17 protein-coding genes and 4 pseudogenes are annotated in these 24,939 nt (G+C 71.5%); 9 read left to right on the forward strand and 12 right to left on the reverse strand.

Annotated features, from left to right (window positions below):
* Nucleotides 1–37 precede the first annotated feature (37 nt).
* The 3 genes from AB0N07_RS32445 to AB0N07_RS32455 form a co-directional block, all read right to left on the reverse strand.
* A complete protein-coding gene (locus AB0N07_RS32445) occupies nt 38–886 on the reverse strand; it encodes a chitosanase (protein ID WP_365841183.1) in 849 nt (282 codons plus the stop codon).
* A 150-nt stretch (nt 887–1,036) separates the two neighbouring features.
* The gene (locus AB0N07_RS32450) at nt 1,037–3,841 is read right to left on the reverse strand and encodes a SpoIIE family protein phosphatase (protein ID WP_365841185.1); all 2,805 of its coding nucleotides are present in this window, start codon (nt 3,839–3,841) and stop codon (nt 1,037–1,039) included.
* A 104-nt stretch (nt 3,842–3,945) separates the two neighbouring features.
* Nucleotides 3,946–6,480, reverse strand: coding sequence for a SpoIIE family protein phosphatase (locus tag AB0N07_RS32455; protein ID WP_365841187.1), 2,535 nt, complete (start codon nt 6,478–6,480; stop codon nt 3,946–3,948).
* Nucleotides 6,481–6,680: 200 nt separating this feature from the next.
* Between AB0N07_RS32455 and AB0N07_RS32460 the strand changes: the two genes are divergently transcribed.
* The 3 genes and pseudogenes from AB0N07_RS32460 to AB0N07_RS32470 all read left to right on the forward strand — a co-directional run bounded on the left by AB0N07_RS32460 (nt 6,681) and on the right by AB0N07_RS32470 (nt 9,295).
* Nucleotides 6,681–8,093, forward strand: coding sequence for a cytochrome P450 (locus AB0N07_RS32460; protein ID WP_365841189.1), 1,413 nt, complete (start codon nt 6,681–6,683; stop codon nt 8,091–8,093).
* Nucleotides 8,094–8,401: 308 nt separating this feature from the next.
* A pseudogene (locus AB0N07_RS32465) lies at nt 8,402–8,518 on the forward strand (hypothetical protein); the annotation flags it as partial.
* A 144-nt stretch (nt 8,519–8,662) separates the two neighbouring features.
* The gene (locus AB0N07_RS32470; RefSeq protein ID WP_365841260.1) at nt 8,663–9,295 is read left to right on the forward strand and encodes a GNAT family N-acetyltransferase; all 633 of its coding nucleotides are present in this window, start codon (nt 8,663–8,665) and stop codon (nt 9,293–9,295) included.
* 24 nt (nt 9,296–9,319) lie between these two features.
* Here the strand turns inward: AB0N07_RS32470 and AB0N07_RS32475 are convergent, their stop codons facing one another.
* The 3 genes and pseudogenes from AB0N07_RS32475 to AB0N07_RS32485 form a co-directional block, all read right to left on the reverse strand.
* Nucleotides 9,320–11,050: a phospholipid carrier-dependent glycosyltransferase gene (locus tag AB0N07_RS32475; RefSeq protein ID WP_365841191.1), complete on the reverse strand. Its 1,731-nt coding sequence runs from the start codon at nt 11,048–11,050 to the stop codon at nt 9,320–9,322.
* Between the two features lie 156 nt (nt 11,051–11,206).
* A pseudogene (locus tag AB0N07_RS32480) lies at nt 11,207–11,520 on the reverse strand (hypothetical protein); the annotation flags it as partial.
* 87 nt (nt 11,521–11,607) lie between these two features.
* Nucleotides 11,608–12,193, reverse strand: a pseudogene (locus AB0N07_RS32485) (chitinase); the annotation flags it as partial.
* Nucleotides 12,194–12,248: 55 nt separating this feature from the next.
* Between AB0N07_RS32485 and AB0N07_RS32490 the strand changes: the two are divergent.
* Nucleotides 12,249–13,028 (forward strand): maleylpyruvate isomerase family mycothiol-dependent enzyme, encoded by a 780-nt coding sequence (locus tag AB0N07_RS32490; protein WP_365841193.1) that lies wholly within the window; start codon nt 12,249–12,251, stop codon nt 13,026–13,028.
* A 546-nt stretch (nt 13,029–13,574) separates the two neighbouring features.
* On the opposite strand, the pseudogene AB0N07_RS32495 reads toward AB0N07_RS32490, so the two are convergent.
* Nucleotides 13,575–14,041 (reverse strand): annotated as a pseudogene (locus AB0N07_RS32495) (class I SAM-dependent methyltransferase).
* 171 nt (nt 14,042–14,212) lie between these two features.
* Between AB0N07_RS32495 and AB0N07_RS32500 the strand changes: the two are divergent.
* Nucleotides 14,213–16,318, forward strand: coding sequence for a DUF1996 domain-containing protein (locus tag AB0N07_RS32500; protein WP_365841195.1), 2,106 nt, complete (start codon nt 14,213–14,215; stop codon nt 16,316–16,318).
* 109 nt (nt 16,319–16,427) lie between these two features.
* Here AB0N07_RS32500 and AB0N07_RS32505 read toward each other — a convergent pair whose 3' ends face one another.
* The 4 genes from AB0N07_RS32505 to AB0N07_RS32520 all read right to left on the reverse strand — a co-directional run bounded on the left by AB0N07_RS32505 (nt 16,428) and on the right by AB0N07_RS32520 (nt 20,480).
* On the reverse strand, nt 16,428–17,693 hold the full coding sequence (locus tag AB0N07_RS32505) for an MFS transporter (RefSeq protein WP_365841197.1): 1,266 nt from the start codon (nt 17,691–17,693) through the stop codon (nt 16,428–16,430).
* Between the two features lie 227 nt (nt 17,694–17,920).
* The gene (locus tag AB0N07_RS32510; RefSeq protein WP_365841199.1) at nt 17,921–18,202 is read right to left on the reverse strand and encodes a hypothetical protein; all 282 of its coding nucleotides are present in this window, start codon (nt 18,200–18,202) and stop codon (nt 17,921–17,923) included.
* A 101-nt stretch (nt 18,203–18,303) separates the two neighbouring features.
* Complete coding sequence (locus AB0N07_RS32515; protein ID WP_365841201.1) at nt 18,304–19,884, reverse strand: glycerol-3-phosphate dehydrogenase/oxidase; 1,581 nt, start codon at nt 19,882–19,884, stop codon at nt 18,304–18,306.
* Nucleotides 19,881–20,480, reverse strand: a complete 600-nt coding sequence (locus AB0N07_RS32520) for a TetR/AcrR family transcriptional regulator (protein ID WP_365841203.1) — start codon at nt 20,478–20,480, stop codon at nt 19,881–19,883. Before AB0N07_RS32520 ends, AB0N07_RS32515 begins: the two co-directional genes overlap by 4 nt.
* A 95-nt stretch (nt 20,481–20,575) precedes the next feature.
* Between AB0N07_RS32520 and AB0N07_RS32525 the strand changes: the two genes are divergently transcribed.
* Together AB0N07_RS32525 and AB0N07_RS32530 are read left to right on the forward strand one after the other, a co-directional pair.
* Nucleotides 20,576–22,174, forward strand: coding sequence for an FAD-binding oxidoreductase (locus AB0N07_RS32525; protein WP_365841205.1), 1,599 nt, complete (start codon nt 20,576–20,578; stop codon nt 22,172–22,174).
* Nucleotides 22,175–22,226: 52 nt separating this feature from the next.
* On the forward strand, nt 22,227–23,108 hold the full coding sequence (locus tag AB0N07_RS32530; protein ID WP_365841207.1) for a YegS/Rv2252/BmrU family lipid kinase: 882 nt from the start codon (nt 22,227–22,229) through the stop codon (nt 23,106–23,108).
* Nucleotides 23,109–23,240: 132 nt separating this feature from the next.
* Here the strand turns inward: AB0N07_RS32530 and AB0N07_RS32535 are convergent, their stop codons facing one another.
* On the reverse strand, nt 23,241–23,621 hold the full coding sequence (locus tag AB0N07_RS32535) for an antibiotic biosynthesis monooxygenase (RefSeq protein WP_365841209.1): 381 nt from the start codon (nt 23,619–23,621) through the stop codon (nt 23,241–23,243).
* A gap of 126 nt (nt 23,622–23,747) precedes the next feature.
* Here AB0N07_RS32535 and AB0N07_RS32540 point away from each other — a divergent pair, with 126 nt between their 5' ends.
* Both AB0N07_RS32540 and AB0N07_RS32545 read left to right on the forward strand, forming a co-directional pair.
* The gene (locus AB0N07_RS32540; RefSeq protein ID WP_365841211.1) at nt 23,748–24,200 is read left to right on the forward strand and encodes a flavodoxin family protein; all 453 of its coding nucleotides are present in this window, start codon (nt 23,748–23,750) and stop codon (nt 24,198–24,200) included.
* Nucleotides 24,201–24,306: 106 nt separating this feature from the next.
* Nucleotides 24,307–24,780 carry a carboxymuconolactone decarboxylase family protein gene (locus tag AB0N07_RS32545; protein WP_365841213.1) on the forward strand — a complete coding sequence of 158 codons (474 nt, stop codon included), beginning with the start codon at nt 24,307–24,309 and terminating at the stop codon, nt 24,778–24,780.
* Nucleotides 24,781–24,939: the final 159 nt, after the last annotated feature.

Genomic DNA, 24,939 nt, shown 5'->3' on the forward strand with positions numbered 1-24,939 from the left:
TACCGCGCCGGGGCGGTACGGCAGCCCGGCGCACCGGTCAGCCGATGTGGTAACTGTCCCCGTAGACCTTCCAGTTCAGCGGGGTGTCGAGACACAGGTTGCCGTTGCGCAGGAAGACCCGCTGCTCGGTGTCGACCCGGCTGGTGTCGCTGTGCGCCTCCTCCTGCTTCATGGCCCACACCCGGGCGTCCAGGAAGGCGTTCAGGTAGGCCACCTCGTCGCCGCCCTGCGCCGGCGGCTTGGCCTTGTTCAGGGCGCGCTTGCGTATGTTGCGGAAGCTGGTGGGGTCGTCGCCGTCGCCGTGCATGACGATGGCGTCGTAGTACGCGAACTGCCCGAGCGTCCCGATCCGGTCCGCCTTGCCCTGCTGGACGGCCGGGTTGAAGTACACGCGGTCGCGCTCGTCGTTCTGCGCCTGCTGGAACGCGGTGTCCTGGGCCGCCTTGCGCCAGTCGCGGGGGAAGTTCGGGTCCAGGCCCTCGTGCGAGTCGGAGCCGTTCACCGCGCGCAGCGCCGGGAGGTATTTGGCAAGGACGTTGCCGGGCTTGCGGTCGGTGTAGAGCTGGACGAGGTCGAGCATGTCGCCGGTGCCGGAGCAGAAGCCGATGATCCCGGCGGTGTAGCCGCGGCCGTCGCCGATGTCCTCGATGTACTTGTACTGCGCCTTCCAGTCGAGCGAGGAGTTCTCCGCGCTCGACACCAGCTTCATGGCGATCTCCTTCTTCGCCGGGTCGTCGAGGCCCACGCAGCCCGCCGCGGACGGGGCGGCCGAGGCGAGGGAGGGCCGCAGGAAGGGTGCTGCGGCCAGGGATGCGCCGGCCGCCACGAGGACGCTGCGGCGTGCGATGCGGGCTGGACGTACAGGGTCGCTGGAGGGGTGCGTCACGGGGGCTCCAAGTGGTGGTGGGGGGTGGGGAGTTGGCCGTACCTGACACTGATAGGAAGGTTTCCTATCAGAGCGGCGGCGTGACGCACACCCGTCGCGGCAGAAGTTCGTAGGGACGTACGAACCAGGTACGGACCAAAAGGAGGTGAGTCAGGGCAGCGGCAGTTCCGCCCAGATGACCTTGCCCTCGGGGGTGTACCGGGTGCCCCAGCGATCGGCGAGTTGGGCCACCAGGAACAGTCCGCGGCCCCCCTCGTCCGTCATCGCCGCGTACCGGAGGTGCGGCGATGTGCTGCTGCTGTCGAAGACCTCACAGATCAGGGTGCGGTCGAACAGCACGCGCACATGGATGGGGTCGGCGCCGTAGCGGATCGCGTTGGTGACCAGCTCGCTCAGGATGAGCTCCGTGGCGAAGGTCAGATCTTCGAGCCCCCACCCGGTGAGCCTGCGGCTGACGGCGGCCCGTACCTCGCCGACGGCCGCCGGGTGGTTGCGCACCTGCCAGTCGGCGATCCGGTCGGCGTCCAGTGCCCGGGTACGGGCCACGATCAGGGCCACGTCGTCGCTCGGCCGGGCCGGCAGCTGTGATTCGAGCACCACCCGGCAGGTGTCCTCCGGCGACTCACCCGCGCGCTCCAGCGCACCCCGCAGGAGCGCGAGACCCTCGTCGATGTCCCGCTCCCGGTCCTCGACCAGCCCGTCCGTGTAGAGGACGAGACGGCTGCCCTCCTCCAGCACGAGGTCGGCCGTCTCGAACGGCAGTCCGCCGAGGCCGAGCGGAGGACCGGCGGGCACGTCGGGGAACTCCACCTCGCCGTCGGGCCGGATGAGGGCCGGCGGCGGATGGCCCGCCCGGGCGATGGTGCACTTGCGCGACACCGGGTCGTAGATCGCGTACAGACAGGTGGCGCCGGTGACCGGGGCGTTGCCGCTGTCCGCCGTCTCGTCCTGGTCGATGCGGCCGACCAACTCGTCGAGCAGCGCGAGGAGTTCGTCGGGCGGCAGGTCCAGGGCGGAGAAGTTGTGGACCGCCGTGCGCAGCCGCCCCATGGTGGCCGCCGCGTGCAGCCCGTGCCCGACGACGTCGCCCACCACGAGGGCGACCCGGGCCCCCGACAGCGGCAGTACGTCGAACCAGTCCCCGCCGACCCCGGCCTGCGCCGGCAGGTACCGGTAGGCGATTTCCAGCGCGGTCTGCTCGGGCAGGCGGCGGGGCAGCAGGCTGCGCTGCAGGGTCACGGCCATGCTGTGCTCACGCGTGTAGCGGCGGGCGTTGTCGATGGAGACCGCGGCGCGGGCCACCAGCTCCTCCGCGAGGGCCAGTTCGTCCGCGTCGAAGGGCTCGGGCTTCTCCGAGCGCCAGAAGCTGACCACCCCGAGCACCAGCGAGCCGGCCCGCAGCGGCACGGTGATCAGCGAGTGGATGCCGTACTCGACGACCTGCGCGGTGCGCTCCAGATCCTGCGCGTGCCAGCCCGGCGCCGCGCCGAGGTCCGGCTCCAGCACGGCCTGCCCGGAGTGCAGGCTGCGGGCAGGCGGCGAGGAGTCGACGAACTTGATCTGCCGGCCCACCTTGTACAGCGGGGCGTCCTCACGGATCCCGCTCGACGCGGTACGGCGCAAGGAGGCCGCCGCCTCCGGCTGGCCCCCGCCCAGCACCGCGTCGAACAGATCGACCGTGGCGAAATCGGCGAACCGCGGCACGGCGAGCTCCGCCAGCTCCTCCGCGGTACGGACGACATCCAAACTGGTGCCGATGCCCACTCCGGCGTCGTACAGCATGTTGAGGCGTTCCCGTGCCGTCTCCGCGCGGCCGGAAAGGGCACGCAGCTCGGTCGAGTCGCGCAGCGTGGCGACGCTGCCCGGAGGGCCGCCCTGGACGTCCGTGGGCCGCTGGTTGACCGCAAGGAGCCGGTCCTTGACCAGGTGCACCTCGTCGGTGGCGACGCGCCCGGAGGCCAGCAGCTCGGCCGTGTCCGGGGCGAGGCCCAGCTCGAGGGCATGCCTGCCCTCGGCGTCCGCGGGCAGGTCGAGCAGACGGTGCGCCTCGTCGTTGGCGAGCAGCAGCCGGCCCTCGCCGCTGACGATGAGCACGCCCTCGCGCACGGCGTGCAGCACCGCGTCGTGGTGCTCGTACATACGGGTCATCTCGTGCGGGCCCAGACCGTGCGTCTGGCGCAGCAGCCGTCTGCTCACCAGCGCGGTGCCCGCGGTGGCCAGGGCGAGTCCCCCGGCCGCGGCGAACAGGACGAGGGGCAGCTGCCGGTCGGCGGTGCCGCCCACGGTCGCGGTCGTGATGCCCGCCGAGACCAGCCCCACGACCTTGCCGTGGGGGTCCTTGATCGGCACGACGGCCTGGACCAGCCGTCCGATCGTCCCGTTGATCTCCTCGACCACCGTCCCGCCGGCCAGCGCGGGCTGGATGGTCCCGACGAACTTCTTGCCGATGCGGTTCGGTTTGGGGTGGGTGTAGCGGATGCCGTCGGTGTTCATGACGACGATGAAGTCCACGCCGGTCGCCTTGCGGGCGGCCTCCGCCCGCGGCTGCAGGATCTTCGTGGGATGGGGGCTGTCGAGCGCCTCGCGGGTGCCCGGCGCATTGGCGAACGCCTGGGCGACGGCGACCGACCGGTTGCGGGCCTCCTGAGTGCTGTCCCGCCGGACCTGCAGATACAGCGCCACCACCGCGGCGACCACCAGCAGCAGCACGATCACGACCTGCAGGACGAACACCTGCCGGGCGATGCTGCGCCCGGTCAGCGCCGACCGCAAGGCGCTGATGCGGCCCGGTTCCGGCTCGCGCGGGTGTCCACTTGGATGGGTGGGCGCACTGCGCGGCGTCCGCGCCGGGTGCCGCCCGTGCGCAGCCTGGGCGCGATCGGTCGCGCGGCGGGCACGGGGACCGCCGGGACGGCGGTGCGACCGGGTCCCGGAACGGTCCGGAAGTCGGACCATGTGCCCATGTCTACACTGCCGGGCCGCGTGAGGCGAGAGGCGTCACAGCGGGTGACGGAGATCGCCCCCTGTCAGAGCGTCGATGTCACGGACGGTGGACGCTTTTACTGCTGGTTCCCGTGCGCCGCACGGCGCGTGGCGAGAAGCAGCGCGATGTCGTCGGGACGGTCCGCGGAGTGCCGGGCCGTCGCGGTGAGGCGGTCGGCGACCCCGGCCAGCAGACGGCGGCCCGGCCGGACGGCAGGCGCGCCGACCTTCGCCAGGGCCACCCGCAGAGCGGTGATGCCCTCGTCGATGTCGACACCTGGCCTCTCGACCAGCCCGTCCGTGTACAGCGCCAGGACGGCGCCGGGCTCGATGCGCAGCTCGGCGACGGGGTACTGGGCGTGCGGATCCACGCCGAGCACCACGCCACCGGGCAGATCCAGCACCTCGGTGTGGCCGTCCGGGTGACGTAGCAGCGGCGGCGGATGCCCCGCGCGGGCCGCCCGCGCCAGGCCCGAGGCCGGGTCCAGCCGGATGTAGCAGCAACTCGCGAACTGTCCGGGGTCGAGGTCGATCAGCAGATGGTTGGTGCCGCTCATCACCTCGTCGGGCGGCCGGTCACCGAGCGCGAACGCCCTTACCGCACTGCGCAGTTGCCCCATGGTGGCCGCCGCCTGCACGCCGTGCCCCTGTACATCGCCGATGACCAGCGCCAGACCGTCCCCCGCCTCCACGACGTCGTACCAGTCGCCGCCCACCTCCATGCCCTGCGTGCCGGGCAGATAGCGGCCGGTGGTCTCCACCAGCGGGTGCGCCGAGAGCCGGCGGGGGAGCAGGGCCTGCTGCAGTCCGCGGGCGAGCGCCGCCTCGCTCTCGTAGCGCTTGGCCTTCTCCATCGCGTGCGCGATCAGCCCGGCGAGCGCGGTGAGTGCCGTGCGCTCCACGGTGCTGAAGCTGCGCGAACCGTCGAAGCCCAGGATGCAGGAGCCCACCGGACGCCCGGAGGCGATCAGCGGCAGGAAGGCGCGGGCCCCTTCGTCCGCGTCCAGCGGGATGCCCGGGTAGGCGGCGGCCAGCTGCTCCATCGAGTCGAAGAAGATCGGCCTGCCGCTGGTCAGCGTCTCGACCCCGGGCAGATGGGCGTCCAGGCCCACGCCCTCGAAGGGGCTGAGGAAGCCTTTGGGGAAGCCGTTCTCCCAGGCCAGATACAGGTGTCGGTCCTGCAGCAGATAGATGGCGAGGCGGCGGCCGCCGAACGCGGGCAGCAGTTCCCGCATGACCACGGCTGCCACCTGCCGTGCGGTGACAGCCTCCGTCAGCGCGATGGCGAGCGCGATGGGGCGGTACAGCGGAGCCATCGACGGGACCCCGGGCGAGGAGGCGGCGGCCGGGTCCCGCGTGAGGTCGGCGGCCGCGTCCGCCACCCGGTTCGCCGGGCGGAACGTGCAGGTCAGCGCGTCCGGACCGGGATAGACACAGACATCGAGCCAGGCGCCCTCGTACGACGGATCCTCGTCCGGCGCGCCGTCCGTGGCGGGCCGCGCGACATGGAAGCGCACCGGGTCCGGGGACAGCAGCGCGCTACGCAGATGGTCCTCGAAGGCGGGCTGGTTCAGCCATGGCACGCCCTCCCACAGGGGACGGCTGAGCAGCTGCGTCCGGGAGCAGTGCAGCAGCTGCCCGGCGCGCGGGTTGGCGTAGAGGACCAGCCCCAGCCGGTCCAGGCAGAGCACCCCGTCGGGCAGCAGGTCGGCGGCGGCGTCGGCCGCCGCGCCGGGACCGGGATCGACGATGAAACCACGGACCGGATGCGTGCCGGACGGAGTGCCGGGCGGGGCGGGCGCCGCGTACGGGCTCCACAGCTCCACCAGGCGCAGAGCACCGTCCTCGGCGCGCACGTACAGCGGCAAGGGCGGCGGTCTGCCCGCGGCCGTCTCCCGCAGCGCGGCCAGGACCCGCTGGGTCTCGGCCGGGGCCACGGCGTCCGCGAGCGCCTCCACGGACGTGGCGAACGCGTCGATCGGCATTCCCAGCAGGGCGGGCAGGCGTTCGTCCACGGTCACGACGTCCGTCACCGGATCCCAGGCGAAACCCCCGGCACGCCCCGCGGGCGGGCGCGTGCCCGGTGGCCGTACGCACACCGGCTCCCCGTCCCAGGCGACCGACGACCTGCCGCCGTCCTCCAGTCGCCACAGGGCCGTGCCCAGGTCCTCAGCCAGCCGCACCACGCGATCGCGGTGGTGGAGCAGCTCGGTGGCGTCCGTGGTGGAGTGCCGCAGCACGGTCAGCACACCGAAGGTCGTCGACCCGCAGCCGATCGGTACGTGCATGGATCCGAACTGGAACGGCAGGCCTGCCGCGAACTGGGGATAGCGGCGCATCGTCTCCGCCGCGTTCGGCAGGACCACCTGCACGCCCAGCCGGAACGCGTCGGCCACCGGGAACGGCCGGTCCACATGCAGCCGCCACCAGGGCCGGAACAGCGGGCCGGGCAGCCCCGCGAGCACCGCCAGCCGCAGCAGCCCGGGCGTGCCGGAGCGCAGATAGACCCCTCCCGAGTGCCCGCCGGCCGCGCCGATCGCCTGCGTCGAGGCGTCGATCAGCAGTGCGGCCAGCTGCCCGGGCGTCCGGTGTGCGTACTCCGCGCGAGTCATCGGCCCTACCTCGTCCGTACGCCGTCCAGCGGGCGACACAGCAAGAATGCGCCACTTCGGGCGCGTGGCGCACCTGGGCGGAGGGAAACGCCGGACATACCGGGATGTGACGTGAAGATCTCCGATCCGGTGCATCGGGCGAAGGTGTAATGGGCATGCATTCGGGCGTTTGTCTCCACCCCCACGAGGAGTGATCACCGATGAGCGCCCTCACCCCGGCACCCATCCCCACACCCACGGCCCCCGGCGGGCTGCCCCTGATCGGGCACGGACTCCGCCTCGCCCGCGACCCGCTGCCGTTCATCACCTCGCTGCGCGAACACGGCAGTGTGGTGCGCATACGCATCGGCCCCACACCCGCCTACGTGATCACGGACCCCGCACTGACCCGACGTGTCCTGGTGACCGACGCCGCCCACTTCACCAAGGGCGGCAAGTACAACGACGCGCTGCGGGTCTTCCTCGGTGACGGAATCGCGACCGTCGCCGACGGTGACACTCATCTGCGCAACCGCCGCCTGATGCAGCCCATGTTCAACAAGGCGCACATCGCGGAGCGCGGCAACGCCATGATCGACCAGGTCCGGACGACGGTCGGTGCCTGGCCCGCGGCCGAACCGCGCGACGTGCTCGCCGACATGAACGCGATCACCCTCTCCACGTTCCTCGTCGCCGTGTTCGGCACCGGTCTGCCCGCACACCTGGAGGGTGAGTTCACCGCCCTCATGCCCGAGATCATGAAAGGAACGATGCGGCAGGTCATTCTTCCGCCCTGGATCACGCGGCTGCCGCTGCCCGCCAACCGCGCGCACGCCGACCGTGTCGCCCGCCTGCGCGCCCTCATCGACCAGGCCATCGATCATCACACCGACGTCGCCGAACCGGGATCGGCTTCGGCGGACGGTGCGCCCGGTGCTGAGGCGTGCCCGTACGCGGCCGAGGCGCGCCGGCGGCAGAGCGGTCTGTTCGAGACCTTGATCGGCGCCGAGGACCAACTCGGACGCCGGCAACTCCAGGACGAGACCATCACCCTCCTGGCCGGCTCGATCGAGACCACCGGTACCACCCTCGCCTGGGCGCTGTACGAGATCGCCGGCAACCCCGCTGTCGAACGACGCCTTCGTGAGGAACTGGCCTCGGTGTGCGGAGACCGACCGCTGCGCTACGACGACCTCGACCGACTCCCGTACGCCCAACGCGTTCTGCGGGAGGCCATCAGGAAGTACGGCGTGATCTGGATGGTGATGCGGTCCGCCGCCCGCGACATCGTCCTCGGCGGACACCTCATACCCGAGGGCGCCGACGTCATGTGGAGTCCCTATCTGCACCAGCACGACTCCGCCTATTTCCACGACCCGGACAGCTTCGACCCGGACCGTTGGGAGGCGGACGGTGGTGCGGGCACCCGGGGGTCCTTCCTCGCCTTCGGCGACGGCCGCCGCAAGTGCATCGGGGAGAACTTCGCGTGGGTCGAGCTCCAGATCATCCTTGCGACCGTCCTCCAGGCCTGGCCCCGGTTCAAGGTGATCTCCCGTCCACCGCGTGCCCAGGCCGTCATCACGGTCGAACCCGATGTCCTGGCCATGGAGTTCCATGCGGACTCGGCAGGCTGACGGGTCGGTCGGGTGGCCCCTCGCGCGCGGGTCGGCCCGCCATTTCCCGGCGTGCAGACCGTCGCCGCCGGGCCGCCCAAGAAACGGTTCGCCGACATCGGCATGACGATGTGCTCGGCGTCCGTGGCTTCGGCGACGCGCACTCCTCCGGCGCGACAACGAGCGCTCCGTCCTCTGCCGGCCGGACGCCGCGAACAACGTCGCGCCGGCGCCGTACCGCCGGACGACAGTTCGCCGCTCAGAGAACGCGCAGCTGGCTCCGACCTGCATGAACGCGGTGTGCATCCGCACCCCGACGGCGCCTTCGGGTGATCGCGTCGAACGGGAAAGTCCGGCGCAAGACCGCCTTCATCCTCAGCCACGACGAGACCGGCGGCCTGTTGGGCGAAGTGGCCCCGCCGACCGCGGGCACACCGGACGAGTACATCCAGGGCCCGCCCGTCGGCGCCGGCTCCCGGGCCCCGGACGTCATCATCTCGCCGTGCACCATGGGCCGTCGGGGCGCTCGAAGGCCTCAGCGACTGGCGGCGCAGCTTGTGGGAGCGCTCCCAGTTGTGCAGGATGCTGCGATGACCGCGACGCCCGCCATCCGCCCCTACCGTTCCGAGGATCGTGAAGCCCTCGACGACATCTGCATCCGTACCGCGCACAACGGACAGGACAGCCGTTCCGTCTATGCGGACCCCACCATTTTCCCTGCGATCTTCGCGGCGCCCTACGTCGTGCTGGAGCCGGAACTGGCCTTCGTTCTGGACGACGGGCGCGGCCGGGCGGTCGGCTACGTCCTCGGCACCGCGGACACACCCCGCTTCGTCGAAGCCTTCCGCACCAAGTGGCTGCCGCTGGTCGCCGACCGTCACCCGGAGCCCGCAGGACCGCCGAGGACCCCGGACGAGCAGATGATCCCGCTCCTGCACCACCCGGAACGGATGATCGTCCGCGAGGTCGCCGCCTACCCCGCCCATCTGCACATCGACCTGCTCCCCGCATGGCAGGGCCAGGGGTACGGCCGAAAGCTGATGCGTACCTTCCTGCGGGCCCTGCACGACCGGGGCGTCGCCGCCGTACACCTCTCCATGGTCACGGCCAACACGTCGGCCAGAGCCTTCTACGACCGGTTGGGCTTCCACCGCATCGACGTTCCGGACCCGGGACCGGTCACCTATCTCGGGCGCTCGACAGGGGAGTCGGACACCCTGTGACGGCCGGGAGCGTCAACTACGGCTTCATATCCAGGTGTCGAGCCACATCCGGGCCCGCCAGTCGCCGTACGGGATCGTCGTACCCGTGTAGAGCGGATAGAAGTAGATGAAGTTCCAGGCGATGAGCAGCACCAGCACTCCCGCGCTCACCGCACCGACCAGCCGCCGCCGCTCGTCGGCCCCCGACGGCCCCAGGAGGGCGCCGACCATCATGGCCACGGCCAGACACAGGTAGGGCACGAACACGACGGCGTAGAAGGAGAAGACCGTACGGTCCTGGTAGTTGAACCAGGGAAGGTATCCGGCGCCGACCGCGCACAGGACGGCGCCCGCGCGCCAGTCGCGGCGCAGCGCCCATCGGAACAGAAGGTAGAGCAGCGCGCCGCAGGCCGCCCACCACAGCAGCGGGGTGCCAAGGCCCAGGATCTCCTGCGAGCAGCCGGTGGCGGTGTGACAGCCCTGCTGCCCGGCCTTCGGCGACTGGTAGTAGAACGCCACGGGGCGCCCCTGGACCAGCCAGCCCCACGGGTTGGACTGGTAGCGGTGCGGGGCGTGGAGGCCGATGTTGAACTGGTAGACCGCGTGTTCGTAGTGCCACAGGCTGCGCAGCGGAGCCGGAATCCAGGACCAGGTGCCGCCGCGCCCGTCCGCCCAGTGCCGGTTGTAGCCGTTGTCGGACAGGAACCATCCGGTCCAGGTCGCCAGATACGTCACTACGGCGACCGGCACCAGGGAGATCACCGACCAGCCGAGATCCTTGCGCAGCACCGCCCGGTACGGGTGGCCCGCCCCGGCCACGCGGCGGGAGCCGACGTCCCACAGGAGAGTCAGAGCGGTGAAGAAGACGAGGAAGTAGAGGCCGTTCCACTTGCTCGCGGCGGCCAGCCCCAGCAGGACACCGGCCGCGAGCCGCCACGGACGCACGCCCGTTCCGACCTGTTCACCGGTGTACGCGTCGGGACGCGCGAAGCCGTCGTCACCGACGGGCAGGGCCGCGGCCAGCCGGGTCCGCGCCTTGTCCCGGTCGACCAGCAGACAGCCGAAGGCCGCCAGCGCGAAGAACATCACTATGAGGTCGAGCAGGGCGGTGCGGCTCATCACGAGGTGCAGACCGTCCACCGCCAGCAGCGCACCGGCGAGACAGCCGAGCAGCGTCGAACGGAACAGCCGCCGCCCCGTTCGGCACAGCATGAGCACCGACAAGGTGCCCAGCGCCGCCGTCATGAACCGCCAGCCGAACGGGTCGAGTCCGAACACCCCCTCGCCGAGGGCGATCACCCACTTGCCCATCGGCGGATGCGCGACGAAGCTGCCCGTGTCGGAGAGCGGGATCACCTGGGGGTGTGCCAGGATCTGCGGGTCGGCGATCTTGCGGTCCGGCCAGCTGCCCTCGTAGCCCAGCCGAAGCATCGCCCAGGCGTCCTTGGCGTAGTACGTCTCGTCGAAGACGACGGCCCGGGGCTCTCCCAGCCGCCAGAACCGGAGCGCGCCCGCCAGCACGGCGACGAGCACCGGTCCCAGCCAGCCCATGGAGTGTGCGAGGCGGTGGGCCGTTCGAGGGCCGAGGCCCACCAACTCCCAGACTCCGGTGGCCGGTTCGGGAAATGGCGGCACCAGCCGGGCACGGACGTCGGTCCGGGGAGCTGCCGCGTACCCGAACCGCCGCAGCCGCTGCGCCCAGGCGGTCGCCTCGGGCGCGGCGGTCGCGCGGGCGTCCTCGTCGACGTCGGCCCGTGTGGGGGTGTCACTCGTCACCGGGTCATCGTAGGGAACGCCAGTGCGGTTCGGGCTCGATGCCCGTGGGCGTGGCATGGTGCAGGACCCTGACCGCACCCACACGGCGGTCGGGGCCCATCGCGCACCGGCTCAGGAGTGCGCGTGCAGGTGTGAACTCGCGGTACTGACCGGCTACTTCAGCCCATCGAGCAGGAAGCGGTTCTGCGTCTCGCTCGTGAACGTCGACGGCAGGGTGGTGTTGGTGGCGTGGTCTGTCGCGTTGTGGCCGGCAGGTTCCTCGTCGACGGGTTCGCAGGGTCCTCGATGCGCAGGACCGCGGTCGTCGGCCCCCAGGTGTTGGACTTGAAGTTGCCGCTGCCGAGAAACTGCTGGTGGTACCAGGGCCGGCTCTTGGCGTCGGTGGTGAACGCGCAGACGTGGAAGCCCGTCCAGGCGCCGCCGCCCCGCATGCAGCGCCCGACCCCCGTGCGTTGGGCGGCGGTTCGGATGGCGTGCAACGGATGAACTCCCCTCTGGTCAGGGGTGGTTGACGAATCGGCCACCTGGGCGGTTCTTCCGCACGGGTGCAGGGGAGTTCAGCCGGTGTACCGGGCGAGGACGCGCGTGTAGTCCCAGGTCTGCTGAGAGACGCCGGAGCAACTGTCCGCGCCGCCGCCGGTGCAGGGGCGGTCGCGGTTGGCGGACCAGAAGGTGAGCCGGGCCAGGTGGTGCTGCCGGGCGTAGCCGAGGACGGTGCGGAAGTCGGCGACGGTGACCTTCTCGTTCTGGTCCGTGATCCCGTTCATGGAGGAGATGCCCATGGACCGGTAGGCCTGGTCGTCGCCGTAGCCGTAGGCGCTCTCGAGCGCGGACTTGAGGCCCTCGGCCGCCTTCAGGGCCAGCGTTCCCATGTTCTTGCCGGCGCCGCCGAAGTCGACCGGCATGATGGCCCGTGCGTCCACCGACAGCCGGGAGGCAGCCGCCCGTTCGATCAGGCCGGTGTCGGGCCCGCTCTGGTCGGTGCCGATGGTGACGTACACCTTCAGACCCGGATTGTTCGCCTTCACGGTCTTGAGCGCGTCCACCGTGCGCTGCTGCACGGCCGGGCTGCTGTAGGCGTCGGCTCTGCTGGTCGACGCCACCGGTGAGCGGGCGTCTGCCGTCCCACTGCGGATTGCAGTGAATGGGCACATGGAACCCGAGTGCGGCGGGGGGCCGGTTCGCCCATCATGAGCGGATGACTTCGCTGACCTTCGACCGCTGCTGTCGCGAAATCGTCAACCAGACCGACCTGCTCAGAGCGCTGGTGAAAGGAGTGAACACCAGCACCCCGGTGCCCACTTGCCCCGGCTGGGACCTCGGCCGACTGCTGCGGCACGTGGGTGGGGATCACCGCTGGGCGGAGGAGGTGGTCAGGACGCGAGCCGTCGAACCCGTTCCCGGTGACCCCGTCGACGACCCGGCCGCATACGCCCAACTGGACGACGGCGCACTGGACGACTGGCTCGCCGAGGGAGCCGCGCAACTCGGTGCCACCCTGCGCGATGCCGGCCCCGATGCGCGGGTGTGGACGCCGGCCCACGATCGCAACACATCCTTCTTCTGGGCCAGGAGGATGACGCACGAGACCGTCGTGCACCGTGCCGATGCCGCGCTGGCGACGGGCGCCGCATTCACGCTCGACGACGATCTGGCCGTGGACGCGGTGCAGGAGTGGATGGAGTTCGCGACGGTCCCCGAGGCGTACGAGCCCCGGCCGGGAGCCCCCGGCCTCCTCGGCCCCGGTCGTACGCTGCAGTTCGAGGCGACCGGCGCCAGGCAGTGGCACGTCGACCTCGGCGGCGACCGGCCCGTGTGGCACAGCGGTCGCGCGGCGGCCGCCACGACCGTACGCGGACCGGTCACTGACCTGCTGCTGTTCCTCTACCGGCGCCCCGCTCCGGCAGCCGAGACCCGAGGCGACACGGCATTGCTCGGTCTCTGGCTGACCCGTACGGGGTTCTGGCTGGAGGCGTAGGAGGCCGGTGGGGGAGCGCGGGGCGGTTCGCGGCCGACCGGGGTGGGACAACTGTGGACAGGCCGTCCGCCGTTTCCCGTGCCTGAACGCGCGTTGCGCACGTTGCCGATCCGCCGCCGTGGCATGGCTTCATCGGGGTTCCGCAGGGCCACCGCGTGCGGATCGCTGAGCCGCGCGGCGAAGAGCGGTCTCACGGCCGAGCGTCAGCTGTCGAGGCCTCCTGCTCTACGGCCCCGCACGCCCCAGGCGCGTGCCCGGAGCTGGATCGAGCCGTCCGCCCGGGTCGGCACCTGCTCCCGGAGCGCTGTCTGCAGTCGTTCCCTGGCCGCCGGTGCGAGCGAGGCTACGTAACCGGGGACAGAGCCCTGCCCGGACAGGAACGGACCCCACAGGTCGGCGAAGTCGAGTGGGTGGAGATTTCGAGGGGTGCCATCTCCACGTCGACCAGTGCGGCCTCGTTCCACAGCCGCTGCAGTGGGTCCGGCCGGCACAGCGGGAACCGGCGGCCCTGGTCCAACCCGGCCGCCGACGTGGGGTCGACGACGGTCACGGCGTCCCAGAGGCGCCGTAGAACCCCATGCCTTCGGCGTAGTCCCACATATACGCGGCGGCCAGCCCGCCCGGCGTCACCACGCGCGCGGCTTCGGCGACCGCGGCACCCGGCTCGGCAAGGAAGTTGAGGACCAGCCCGCTGACGGTCACGTCCACCGCGGCGTCGCCCACGGAAGGGCCTGGGCGTCGGCCCTGGCGAAGAGGGCGGGAGGAGACCCGTGCGCGCGGGCCGCGGCCACGAACCCGGCGGACCGCTCCACCCCGAGCAGCGTCCGGGGCCGGCACCGGCGCGCCACGGCCGACGTCAACGCCCCCGAACCGCAGCCGACGTCCAGCCACCGAGATCCGGGCGCACACGCCGGCCAGGCCACGAACTCGTCGGCCACCAGCCGGCTCCAGCGCCCCATGTACCGCTGGTACGCGTCCCCGGCACTCCACACGTCGAAGTCCTGCCCGACCATGCTTCCACTGTGCCGTGCTGTCCCGGTTTGCGCCACGTGTGGGGATGTGGGGGCACGCGCTTTCTGAGAGGTTCGTATGAATCTGTGGGGCACTTGAACATGCCGGTTCCGCCGTCCGTATGTGGCGAGGGATTTCCATGCCTGACCGCCGTGATCCGTAGGAGAACTCTCGTGGGACGCAATTCGCGCAGACGCCCAACAGGCCCGCGCCGCGCAACCTTTGCGGCATTCGCGCTGATGCTGGGCGGGGGCGGGCTGGTGGCGGTCAATGTCTACGCCTCCGCGACGGACGGAGGTTCGGGCACGGACGCGCAGACGCGCAGTGCCGCGGCCGGCACGATCGACTGCCCTGACGTCGGCAGCAAGCTGACGCAGGTGCCGGAGCAGGCGCGGGGCGAGGTCGACAAGGAACTCGCCTCGATGGACCAGCAGATAGCGGAGGCGTACCAGCGGCTGCAGGCGGCGACGCCGGAACAGCGCCAGGACAGCGGCTACACCGACGACCAGGTCATGAAGCCGCTGAAGGAGAGGCGGAGCGAGTCCCTCGACCGCATCGGCAACGCCATGGACCAGGCCGGCAGGCGTCCCGACGGGCTCGGCTCCATGGCGGACTGCTCGATGCGCACCTGGAACGACCAGAACGGCGGCCAGGGTTCGCAAGGCGGCGGGCAGCAGGGGCAGGGAGACCAGCAGAACGGCGGCCAGCAGAACGGCGGCGGTCAGCAGACCGGCAACGGAGGCCAGGCCGGCAACGGGCCGGTCGCCGGGGACTACCAGGACATCAACTCGGTTCAGCCCAACGCCCCGGCGCCGGACCTCAGGTCCTTCGTCTCCAAGGGCACCTTCACCACCAGCTGCGGTGTGAACGCGAACGGCCTGCGCAACTCCGACAACGTGATCGTCGCCCCTGGCGTCACCAACGGCGCCCACCACTTCCACGACTACGTCGGCAACCAGTCCAACAACGCCTTCGCCAGCGACGCCGACCTAGCGAACGCCCAGACCAGCTGTGAGAACCCGGGCGACAAGTCCACCTACTACTGGCCGGTGCTGCGGTTGCAGAACGGCAGCCAGGACAAGGACGCGAACTCGCCCGGCGGCGGCATCGAGGGCAACGCGGGCCAGATCGTGACGCCCAAGCAGGTCACGATGACGTTCATCGGCAGCCCGCGCAGCCAGGTCACGGAGATGCCCCGCCTGCTGCGCATCATCACCGGCGACGCCAAGGCGTTCGTGAACGGACCGGCCAACGCCAACGCCTCCTGGAGCTGCACCGGGTTCGAGGACCGGCAGCTGAAGGACAAGTACCCGCTGTGCCCGCAGGGCAGCGACGTGGTCCGCACCTTCCGGTTCCAGAGCTGCTGGGACGGCCGCAACATCGACAGCGCCAACCACCGCACCCACGTGGCGTTCGCCGACGCCTCCGGCAACTGCGCGAACGGCTTCAAGGCCATCCCGCAGCTGGTGCAGCGCATTGTCTACGACGTGAAGGCGCCGAGCCTGCAGGACGGCGGACGTACGACCCCGCTGTTCGCGGTGGACTCCTTCCCCGAGCAGCTGCACAAGCCGGTCACCGACCACGGCGACTTCATCAACGTCTTCGACGAGGGCCTCATGAAGGAGGTCGTGTCCTGCATCAACGGCGGCCGTGAGTGCGGTGCGGGCACCGGCGAGGACCCGGGTTCGGGCGGGGGAGCGACCCAGCAGCCGACCGAGAAGCCGACGGACCAGCCCAGCGGGCAGCCCACCGACCAGCCGACGGCCACCGACCAGCCCACCGCCGCCGACCAGCCGACGGCCACCGACCAGCCCACCCAGGAGCCGACCGCCCAGCCCACAGACGACCCGATCACGCCGCCCGCCGGCGACCACAACGGCAACTCGGGGGACGGGTCCGGCAAGGGGAACTCCGGCAGCGGATCCGGCGACCGGAACGGGCAGCCCACGACCACCGCTCCGGAGACCGGACAGCCCGCCGACGACGGCAGGCCCACGATCTCCAGCACGTCGCAACCGAGGGTCTACGCAACGTCCAAGGCCTCCCGGAGCGCCGCGGCCGCCCCGGCGAACGGCTCCACCGCGGGTGGCAACTCCGCCCAGCCCCAGGCCACGGGCGGGAACGTTCCCGCCCCCGGCAGCCAGACGGAACCGCAGGCGGCCCGGAGCGGCGCGCTGGCCGAGACCGGCACGACGTTGTGGCCCGCCACGATCGGCACCGTGCTGCTGCTCGCAGGGCTGTTCCTGCTCACCCGTACACGGCGCAACTACCTGCGCTGACGCCTGGGGGCGCTGCGCAGTGGTACGAGCGGCAGGGGCCGCCGCCGGATCGGCGGCGGCCCCTGCCCGTACTCCATCCGCCCGGCACCGGACGGACGCGGCAGCGGTGCTAGGAGCGGACCCGCCTGCGCACCTGGACACCCCAGGCCAGCAGGGCCGCCAGCGCAATCGACACGACGGCCGTCGACATCCCGGCCTGGACGCCCACCCGCACGGTGAGGGTGCCGGCCACCAGGGCGCCGAGCGGAACACCCAGGCCCGAGGAGAGCATCCGGCGTGTGGTGTTGACCCGGCCCTGCAGCTCCGGCGGTGTCACTTCCTGGGAGTAGGTCATCGTGTTCACCAGGACGACGAGGTAGGCCGACCCCCACACGGCCAGGGCGACCAGCGTGACCCGCCAGTCCGAGCTGAGGACGACCACCAGGCCGAGCAGGGCCCCGGCGGGAAGCACCCCCAGAAGAAGGGGGAACGCCTCGAAACGGCGCCGCAGCCGGGGCAGCAGGAAGGATCCGCCGATGCCTCCGGCACTCCACGCCATGTACAGCAGGCCGATCCGCCCGTCGGACCCGTGGATGCCCAGCACGCGGTCGGCGAAGACGACGAGCTGGCCGACGATGGCCCCGCCGGAGAAGGACTGCAGGGTGCCGACCACGGTCATCAGGCGCAGCGTCGAGTGGTGGCGGAGGAAACGGAGTCCTTCCCGGACGGACTCCCTGAACCCCGGCCGCTGCACCGCCGGCTCGTCGGACGGGGAGTTGTACGTGACCGCCTTGAGGAGCAGGGCGGAGGCGGCGAAGGACAGGGCGTCCAGCGCCAGCGTGCCGGCCGGGCGGAACAGGACGATCAGACCTCCCGCCACCGCGTTTCCGGCGATGCGTACGACGGTCTGCGCTCCGTAGACGGCGCTGTTGGCCTCGGTGAGCTTGTCCTTGCCGACGATGTCGGGGACGAAGCCGTACACCCCCGCGTCGAAGAAGAGGCCGAGGGCGGCCGAGGCGAAGGCCACGACAAGAACCTGCCCACCGGTCAGGATGCCCAGGGCGGAGGCGGCCGGTACGGAGGCGATGCAGGCGGCGTTGAGCCAGTCCGTGAGGATCATCAGGCGGCGCCGGTCGGTCCGGTCCGCCAGTGTGCCCGCGATCAGTCCGAAGACCACGTAGGGCAGGGTCGCCGAGGCCGCCACCAGCGAGACCATCAGCGGCGAGCCGGTCTCCTGGAAGGTCAGCACGGGCAGTGCCACCGTGGTGAGGGCGGATCCGAGCCCGGAGACCACGCGAGAGAGCCAGAACCAGCGGAAGTCGGGGAATCGGCGCAGCGGGATGTCCGGTGCTTCGGGTGTTGGGTCGCATATGTCCTTGCGGGGCAGGGAGGTCATCGCGGTCGGTGTGCCCTTTCGATGAGGTGTCGTCCGGCGCCTTCAACAGGAACCGGGCGTAAAACGCGTGACACCCCATCAGCAGGGTGCTGATGGGGTGTCAGATGAAGCGCGGGGCGTTTCGAGACGGAACCGGCCGCTCCGATGGCGGCCCACGACGTCCGCGGCCGCGGAGCGTGAGCGTTGGGGTTCCGGAAACTCGCAAGATCATAGCAGGCGGCGGCCGGTCAGCTCCTCTGCTCGGACTGCCGCACTGCCTGTTCGACCTCCGCCTCGACCTCGTTGCGGGACTTGCCGGACTCCTTCGCATACTCGGTGACCGACGTCCGCGCCTCGCGGGCCAGGTCGCGCCAGGCGCGGCGGGCGGTCTCGTAGGTGTCGGCCTGCTGTCCACTCCAGCCACCGGGCTGGGTCACCGGGCCGTACGAGTGCTGCAGCCTCTCGACCCGGAGGTGCGCCTCGTCGGCTGCGCGCTGTTTCTCGACCAGCTCGTCGAAGGTATGTGTCACGCAAATGGAGCATAAGCGTACATGTGACATTTTGCGCGCCGAGCCGGTGTGGCCGAGCCGACGCCGCCGGGCCGAGCGGACCGGCGGGCAGCCGCGGGCTCTCATCCCTTTCGGGACAAGGCCTCGCCGAGCAGTTCGCGCGCGGTGTCCAGCGCCGCGGCGCGGTCTGCCGGCACCATGCCGATCCGGGTGCGGCGGTCGAGGACGTCGGACTCGTCGAGGGCGCCCTCGTGGCGCACCGCCCACAGCAGTTCGGCGGAGGTGACCGGATGGCCCGGCAGCACCCGCTCGCCCAGCCGGCGGTCGTCCGCGCCGAGTGCGAGGACGGCCGGTGCCTCGGTGCCGTAGCGCCGTACCAGATGGCGAGGTGCCTGCACCGCGTCGAGCGTCCGGGGGGATCCGGCGCCGACGAGCGGGAGGGAGGCCGTGGGGGAGGGGCCGGCGGGGAGGCGGCGGACGGCGACGGCGGCGTCCACGGCGTCCTCGGCCATGCGCCGGTAGGTGGTGAGCTTGCCGCCGACCACGGTGATGACGCCCTCGGAGGAGGTGAGCACCGCGTGCCGGCGGGAGATGTCGGCGGTCCTGGCCACGGTGCCGGACCCGGCCTGCGGTGCGGTGTCCAGCAGGGGGCGCAGTCCCGCGAAGGCCCCGACGACGTCCTCGCGCCTGACCGGGATGTCGAGGACCGAGCCCAGGACGTCGAGGAGGAAGCCGATGTCGGTCTCGGGCGCCTCGGGGACGTCGGGGATGTCGCCCTCGACGGGTTCGTCGGTGAGGCCGACGTAGACGCGGTCGTCGTCCTGAGGCAGGACGAGGACGAAGCGGTTCGTCTCCCCGGGGATGGGGATGTGCAGGCCGGCCGGGAGCGGGCCGAGGTGGTCCGAGCGCAGGACCAGGTGGGTGCCGCGGGAGGGGCGGATGCGGATGCCGTCCACCAGGCCGCCCGCCCAGACACCGGAGGCGTTGATCACCGCGCGGGCCCTGATCTCGCCCTCCTCGCCGGTGAGTTCGTCGCGGACGCGGGCGCCGGAGGCGGTCAGTTCCAGTGCCCTGACGCGGGTCAGGATCCTTGCCCCGTGGGCGGCCGCGGTGCGGGCGACGGCGGTCACCAGACGGGCGTCGTCGACGAGGCGGCCGTCCCAGGACAGCAGGCCGCCGCGCAGCCCGGCGGGGCGCAGGGCGGGGGCCAGGCAACGGGTCTCCGAGGCGGTGAGCCGGCGCGGCGCGGGCAGGGTGGCCCGGGCGGTGCGGGCCGTCAGGCGCAGGGTGTCGCCGGCCCGGAAGCCGGCCCGGGCGAGCGCCGCCTGACCGCGGGATACCAGCGGGGTCAGGGGCAGGACGAACGGCTGCGCGCGGACCAGGTGGGGTGCCGTGCGCTCCATCAGCACGCCCCGCTCGACCGCGCTCTCGTGGGCGACGTCGAGCTGGCCGGAGGCGAGATAGCGCAGCCCGCCGTGGATGAGCTTGCTGCTCCAGCGGGAGGTGCCGAAGGCCAGGTCGTGGGCGTCGACCGCGGCGACGCTCAGGCCGCGCGCCGCGGCGTCCAGGGCGGCTCCGGCGCCGGTGGCGCCGAGCCCGACGACGAGGACGTCCACGGCGGCGCCGCCGACGGTCTCGGCCAGTTCGCGCGAGCGACGGGCGGCGGACAGGGAAGATCCGGGGGTGGAAGGGCCGGGGCTCATGGTGTGAGGGTCCTCTCCAGGATGGAGCGCAGCTCCGCGAGGAAGGCCGCCGAGGACAGCTCGGCGTCGTCCTCGTCGGTCATGGTCCGCAGGGACAGGGTGAAGGACTGGACGATCAGCAGCAGGGAGCGGGCCTGACGCTCGGGATGGCAGACGCGGACCGACCCGTCGGCGTGCCCTTGCTTCAGGCCGTCGACCAGCAGGTCCAGGAGCGCGATCTGGCTGGCGCCGCGACGGTCCAGCACATAGGGCAGGAGCAGCTCGGGATCGACGTCGACGATCTTCCGGAAGAGGGGATGGGCGCGGAAGGACTCGACTCCCGCCACCAGTCCCTCCACGAGCAGGCTGCGCGCGTCCGCCTGCGGTCTGCGCTCGGGTATCGCCCGCGTGGCCACGTCGACCCACTCCCGGGTCATCAGGTCTCCGACCAGCGTGCGCACATCGGGCCAGCGCCGGTACAGCGTCATCCGGGAGACGCCCGCGCGGCGGGCCACGTCGGTGAGTGTCGTACGGCGGACCCCGACGGCCAGCACGCAGTCCCGCACCGCGTCGAGCACCGCATCACTGTCCGAGCCGTTGTGACGAATAGGCGTCATGTGTCACAGTGTAACGCCTCGACGCCCTGCGGGGTCGTCGGAGGACGGAACAGCTCGAACGGAATCGCTCGAATCGACCGGTGAGGACGACAGTCATGGACATGCTGTGGAGTGGCTGGGGCGACCCGGCCAGGGCGACGCCGCTGCCCGACACGGTGATCGGGCTGTTGCGCGACCTGCTCGGCGTCAAGCCGTGCAGCGCCGGGCCGGTCGGCCTGGCGGACATCGCCGTGCCGGAAGGGCAGTTGGAGCCTGCGGTGCACCAGGCTCTCGCGGCGGCCGTGGGCGGCGAGGAGTACGTGCGCACCGACGCGGAGACCCGCATCCGGCACACCCGCGGCAAGTCCACCCCCGATCTGCTGCGCATCCGGGAGGGCGACGTCGAGGACACCCCGGCGGCGGTGCTGCTCCCGGCCGGCCACGACGAGGTGCTCGCCATTCTGCGCACATGTGCCGAACACGGCCTGGCCCTCGTCCCGTTCGGCGGCGGCACCTCCGTCGTCGGCGGACTCGCCCCCGGGCAGCGGAGCACCTTCGCAGCCCTGGACCTGCGGCGCATGGACGGCCTGCTCGCCCTCGACCCCGTCTCCCGCACCGCCACCCTGCAACCGGGCCTGCGCGCCCCGCAGGCCGAGGCGCTGCTCGCCGAACACGGCTTCACCCTCGGCCACTTCCCGCAGTCCTACGAGTGGGCCACCATCGGAGGTTTCGCCGCCACCCGCTCCAGCGGCCAGGCCTCGGCAGGCTACGGCCGCTTCGACGAGATGGTGCTCGGCCTCACCCTGGCCACCCCCGAAGGCACCATCGACACGGGTCGCGCCCCGCGCTCCGCGGCCGGACCCGACCTGCGCCAGCTCGTCCTCGGCTCGGAGGGAGCGTTCGGCGTGATCACATCCGTGACGGTCCGCGTCCGCCCCGTCCCGCAGACCCGGGTCTACGAAGGCTGGCGCTTCGCCTCCTTCGAGGAAGGCGCGGCCGCACTTCGCCACCTCGCCCAGGACGGGCCGCGCCCGACCGTGCTGCGCCTGTCCGACGAGACCGAGACCCTGATCGGTCTCGCCCAGCCGGACGCGATCGGGTCCTCCGACGGTCAGGCGGCCGCCGGATGCACGGCGATCGCCGGCTACGAGGGCATGGAGGACGACGTCGCGTACCGCCGGGAGCGCGCGGCCGCCGTGCTGCGCGAGTGCGGTGGCACGCCGCTCGGTGAGGAGCCCGGCGAACGCTGGGCGCACGGCCGCTACTCGGCCCCGTATCTGCGCGACGCCCTGCTCGACGCGGGCGCTTTCGCCGAGACGCTCGAGACGGCGACCTTCTGGTCCCGCGTCCCCGAGCTGTACTCCGCCGTACGCGACGCGCTCACCACCACACTCACCGAGGCCGGCACCCCACCCCTGGTCATGTGCCACATCTCGCACGTCTATGAGAACGGCGCCTCGCTGTACTTCACCGTAGTCTCCGCCCAGGGCGAGGACCCCGTCGCGCACTGGACCCGGGCCAAATGCGCCGCCAACGAGGCGATCCTCGCCGCCGGCGGCACCATCACCCACCACCACGGCGTGGGCACCGACCACCGGGACTGGTACGTCCGCGAGGCCGGCCCGCTGGCCGTCGAGGCCCTGCGCGCCGTGAAGCGGCGACTGGACCCGGCCGGACTCCTCAACCCCGGGATCCTTCTGCCCCTCGACGACTGACCGCCACCCCCTGTCCGGCAGCACCGACCCGTCCGCCCTCGGAGGCACACCGATGCGACAGTTCACCGCCGTCGTCAACCCCACCGCGGGCGGATCCACCTCGGCCGCCGCGCTGCTCGCCGTGGCCAGGCTCCTGCGGGAGGCGGGCGCAGAGCTGCAGACCGAGTACAGCCGCAGCCTGGCCCACGCCCAGGAACTGGCCCGGCAGGCGGGCAGAAAGGGCCGGGTGGTGCTCGCCGTCGGCGGGGACGGCATGGCCGGCGGCATCGGCGGCGCCCTCAGCGGCACCGGAGCCGTACTCGGCCTGGTCCCGGCCGGGCGCGGCAACGACTTCGCCCGGGCACTCGAACTCCCCACGGAACCCGCGGAGTTGGCCGAGGTTCTGCTCCACCACGAACCGCGCGCCGTGGACACCATCGAGGTCGAGTCCGCCGGCCACGACCGCACCGTCGCCCTCGGCAGCGTGTACGCGGGCGTCGACGCCCTCGCCAACCGCCATGCCAACCACGCGAAACTCCTGCGGGGCGCGGCCTCCTACTACGCCGGCGGCCTCCGCGCGGTCACCACCTGGCGGCCGGCCCACTACCGGGTCACTGTCGACGGCAAGGAATACCGGCACACCGGCTACACGGTGGTGGCTGCCAACTCCGGCTACTACGGCTCCGGCCGCCTCATCGCCCCCGACGCCTGCGTGGACGACGGCCTCCTGGACGTGGTGATGATCAGCGAGGCGCCCCGACGGCTCTTCTTCGCGATGATGAACGAACTCAAGACGGGCGCCCACATCAACCGGCCGCAGGTGCGCATCCTGCGCGGCAGGGAGATCACCATCTCCGCCGACCGCGATGTGCCCTTCGGCGCCGACGGCGAGGTCGAGGCCGTCCTGCCCGTCACGGTCAGAGTGCTGCCGGGAGCGCTGCGGGTGCTGTGCTGAGCGCCCCTGCGGATGATGCGCAGCAGGCGCTGTCCCTCGGCGTCATCGATCTCGCGGACGCCCACCCGTTCTGCCACCCGGACAGCCGGGCGGGACGGCGCCTGCCGGACCAGGAAAAACGACTTCGGTCGGTCAGCCTGGCGTCGGGCTCTGCGGGACCTGCGCTCGCGTGAACCCGTGGCTCCGCTCCACTTTCGCCACATGCAGCGTGTAGCTCCGGTACCAGCTCGCTTGCCCACGCTTTTGCGCCGCGCGGTGCTCGGCGTTGCTCCGCCACTTTGCGAGTGCGTCGGCGTCACGGAAGTACCCGACAGTGATGCCCAGGCCGCCGGGTGTCTGCGCGTGGTCCATCCCCAGGAACCCAGGGACGTCCTTCACCAGTTCTTCCATGCGTGCGTTGGTCTCGCTGTAGCCGCTCTGGTCCTGGGTCCGCACCGTAGTGAAGACAGCCACGTAGTAGGGAGGTTCATACGCCTCGACGGGCGCGACAGGCGCTTCCGGGTGATCGCTCATGGCGCCACCGTAGGGCGGGACGCGCCCAGCGATCCAGCATGCGAGGGCCGCTGGGACCCGCTGGACGCTGCAAGGGACGGTCGGCCCCAGGGCGAACATCGCGTGATGCGGCACTAGGGTGCGGGTGTGCCCACCTTGCTGATCGTGCATCACACGCCCTCGCCCAACTGCCAGACGCTGCTGGAGGCCGTCCTCTCCGGAGCCACCGCGCCCGAGATCGAGGGCGTCGAGGTCGTGCGGCGGGCGGCGCTGGCGGCCACGGCGTCCGACGTGCTCGCGGCCGACGCCTACCTGCTCGGCACCCCGGCCAACATCGGCTACATGTCCGGAGCGCTCAAGCATTTCTTCGACCAGATCTACTACCCGTGCCTGGACGCGACGCAGGGCAGGCCCTTCAGTTATTACGTGCACGGCGGGAGCGATGTCACGGGCGCGGTGCGCGGAGTCGAGGCGATCACCACCGGCCTGAAGTGGCGCCGCACCGCGAAACCCGTCACGGTCACCGGCGAACCCGTCAAAACGGACGTCGAGGCCTGCTGGGAGTTGGGCGCGACGCTCGCCGCCGGACTGCTCGACTGAGCACCGGGTGAGTGCGGGAGACGCAGGTCACATTCGGGTGTGTCACAACCTGCCGGGCCGTGCCGTCAAAGAGGTGTAACCACCGACAACGGCACAGGAGCACACCATGGAAGCTCGTCTCAACCTGTTCGAGAACCCGGTCGCGGCCAAGCTCTTCCGGCACCTCAACGCGGCGGGCAGGATCGTCTCGGAGTCGCCGCTGCCGCTCGCGACGCAGGAGCTGGTGAAGCTCCGCGCCAGCCAGATCAACGGCTGCGGCATGTGCACCGACATGCACACCAAGGACGCCCTGGCCGCGGGGGAGGACCCGCAGCGTCTCCATCTCGTCGCGGCCTGGCGGGAGGCCAAGGTGTTCACCGACGCCGAGCGTGCCGCCCTGGAGCTGGCCGAGCAGGGCACCCGCATAGCGGATGCGGCCGGCGGGGTCACGGACGAGGCCTGGGCGAACGCGGCCAAGCACTTCGACGAGGACCAGCTCGCCGCCCTGGTCGCCACCATCGCCATGATCAACATGTACAACCGCTTCAACGTCATGGTCCAGCAGCCCGCCGGCGACTACCAGCCGGGCATGTTCGGATGACGCCGGACATCTGACTCCCACTGGTGACGACAGACGGCCCGAGCGCTCTCGCCCGGGCCGTCGTTGTGCACTGCATTTGAGACAGTCTTCCTCCGGAAAAGGTACGGACTATTCTCGCGCGCCCTGCTCTTCGTGGGCTGTGCGGTGCGCAGGAACACA

The sequence above is a fragment of the Streptomyces sp. NPDC051172 genome, from assembly GCF_040682555.1.
Taxonomy (GTDB): domain Bacteria; phylum Actinomycetota; class Actinomycetes; order Streptomycetales; family Streptomycetaceae; genus Streptomyces.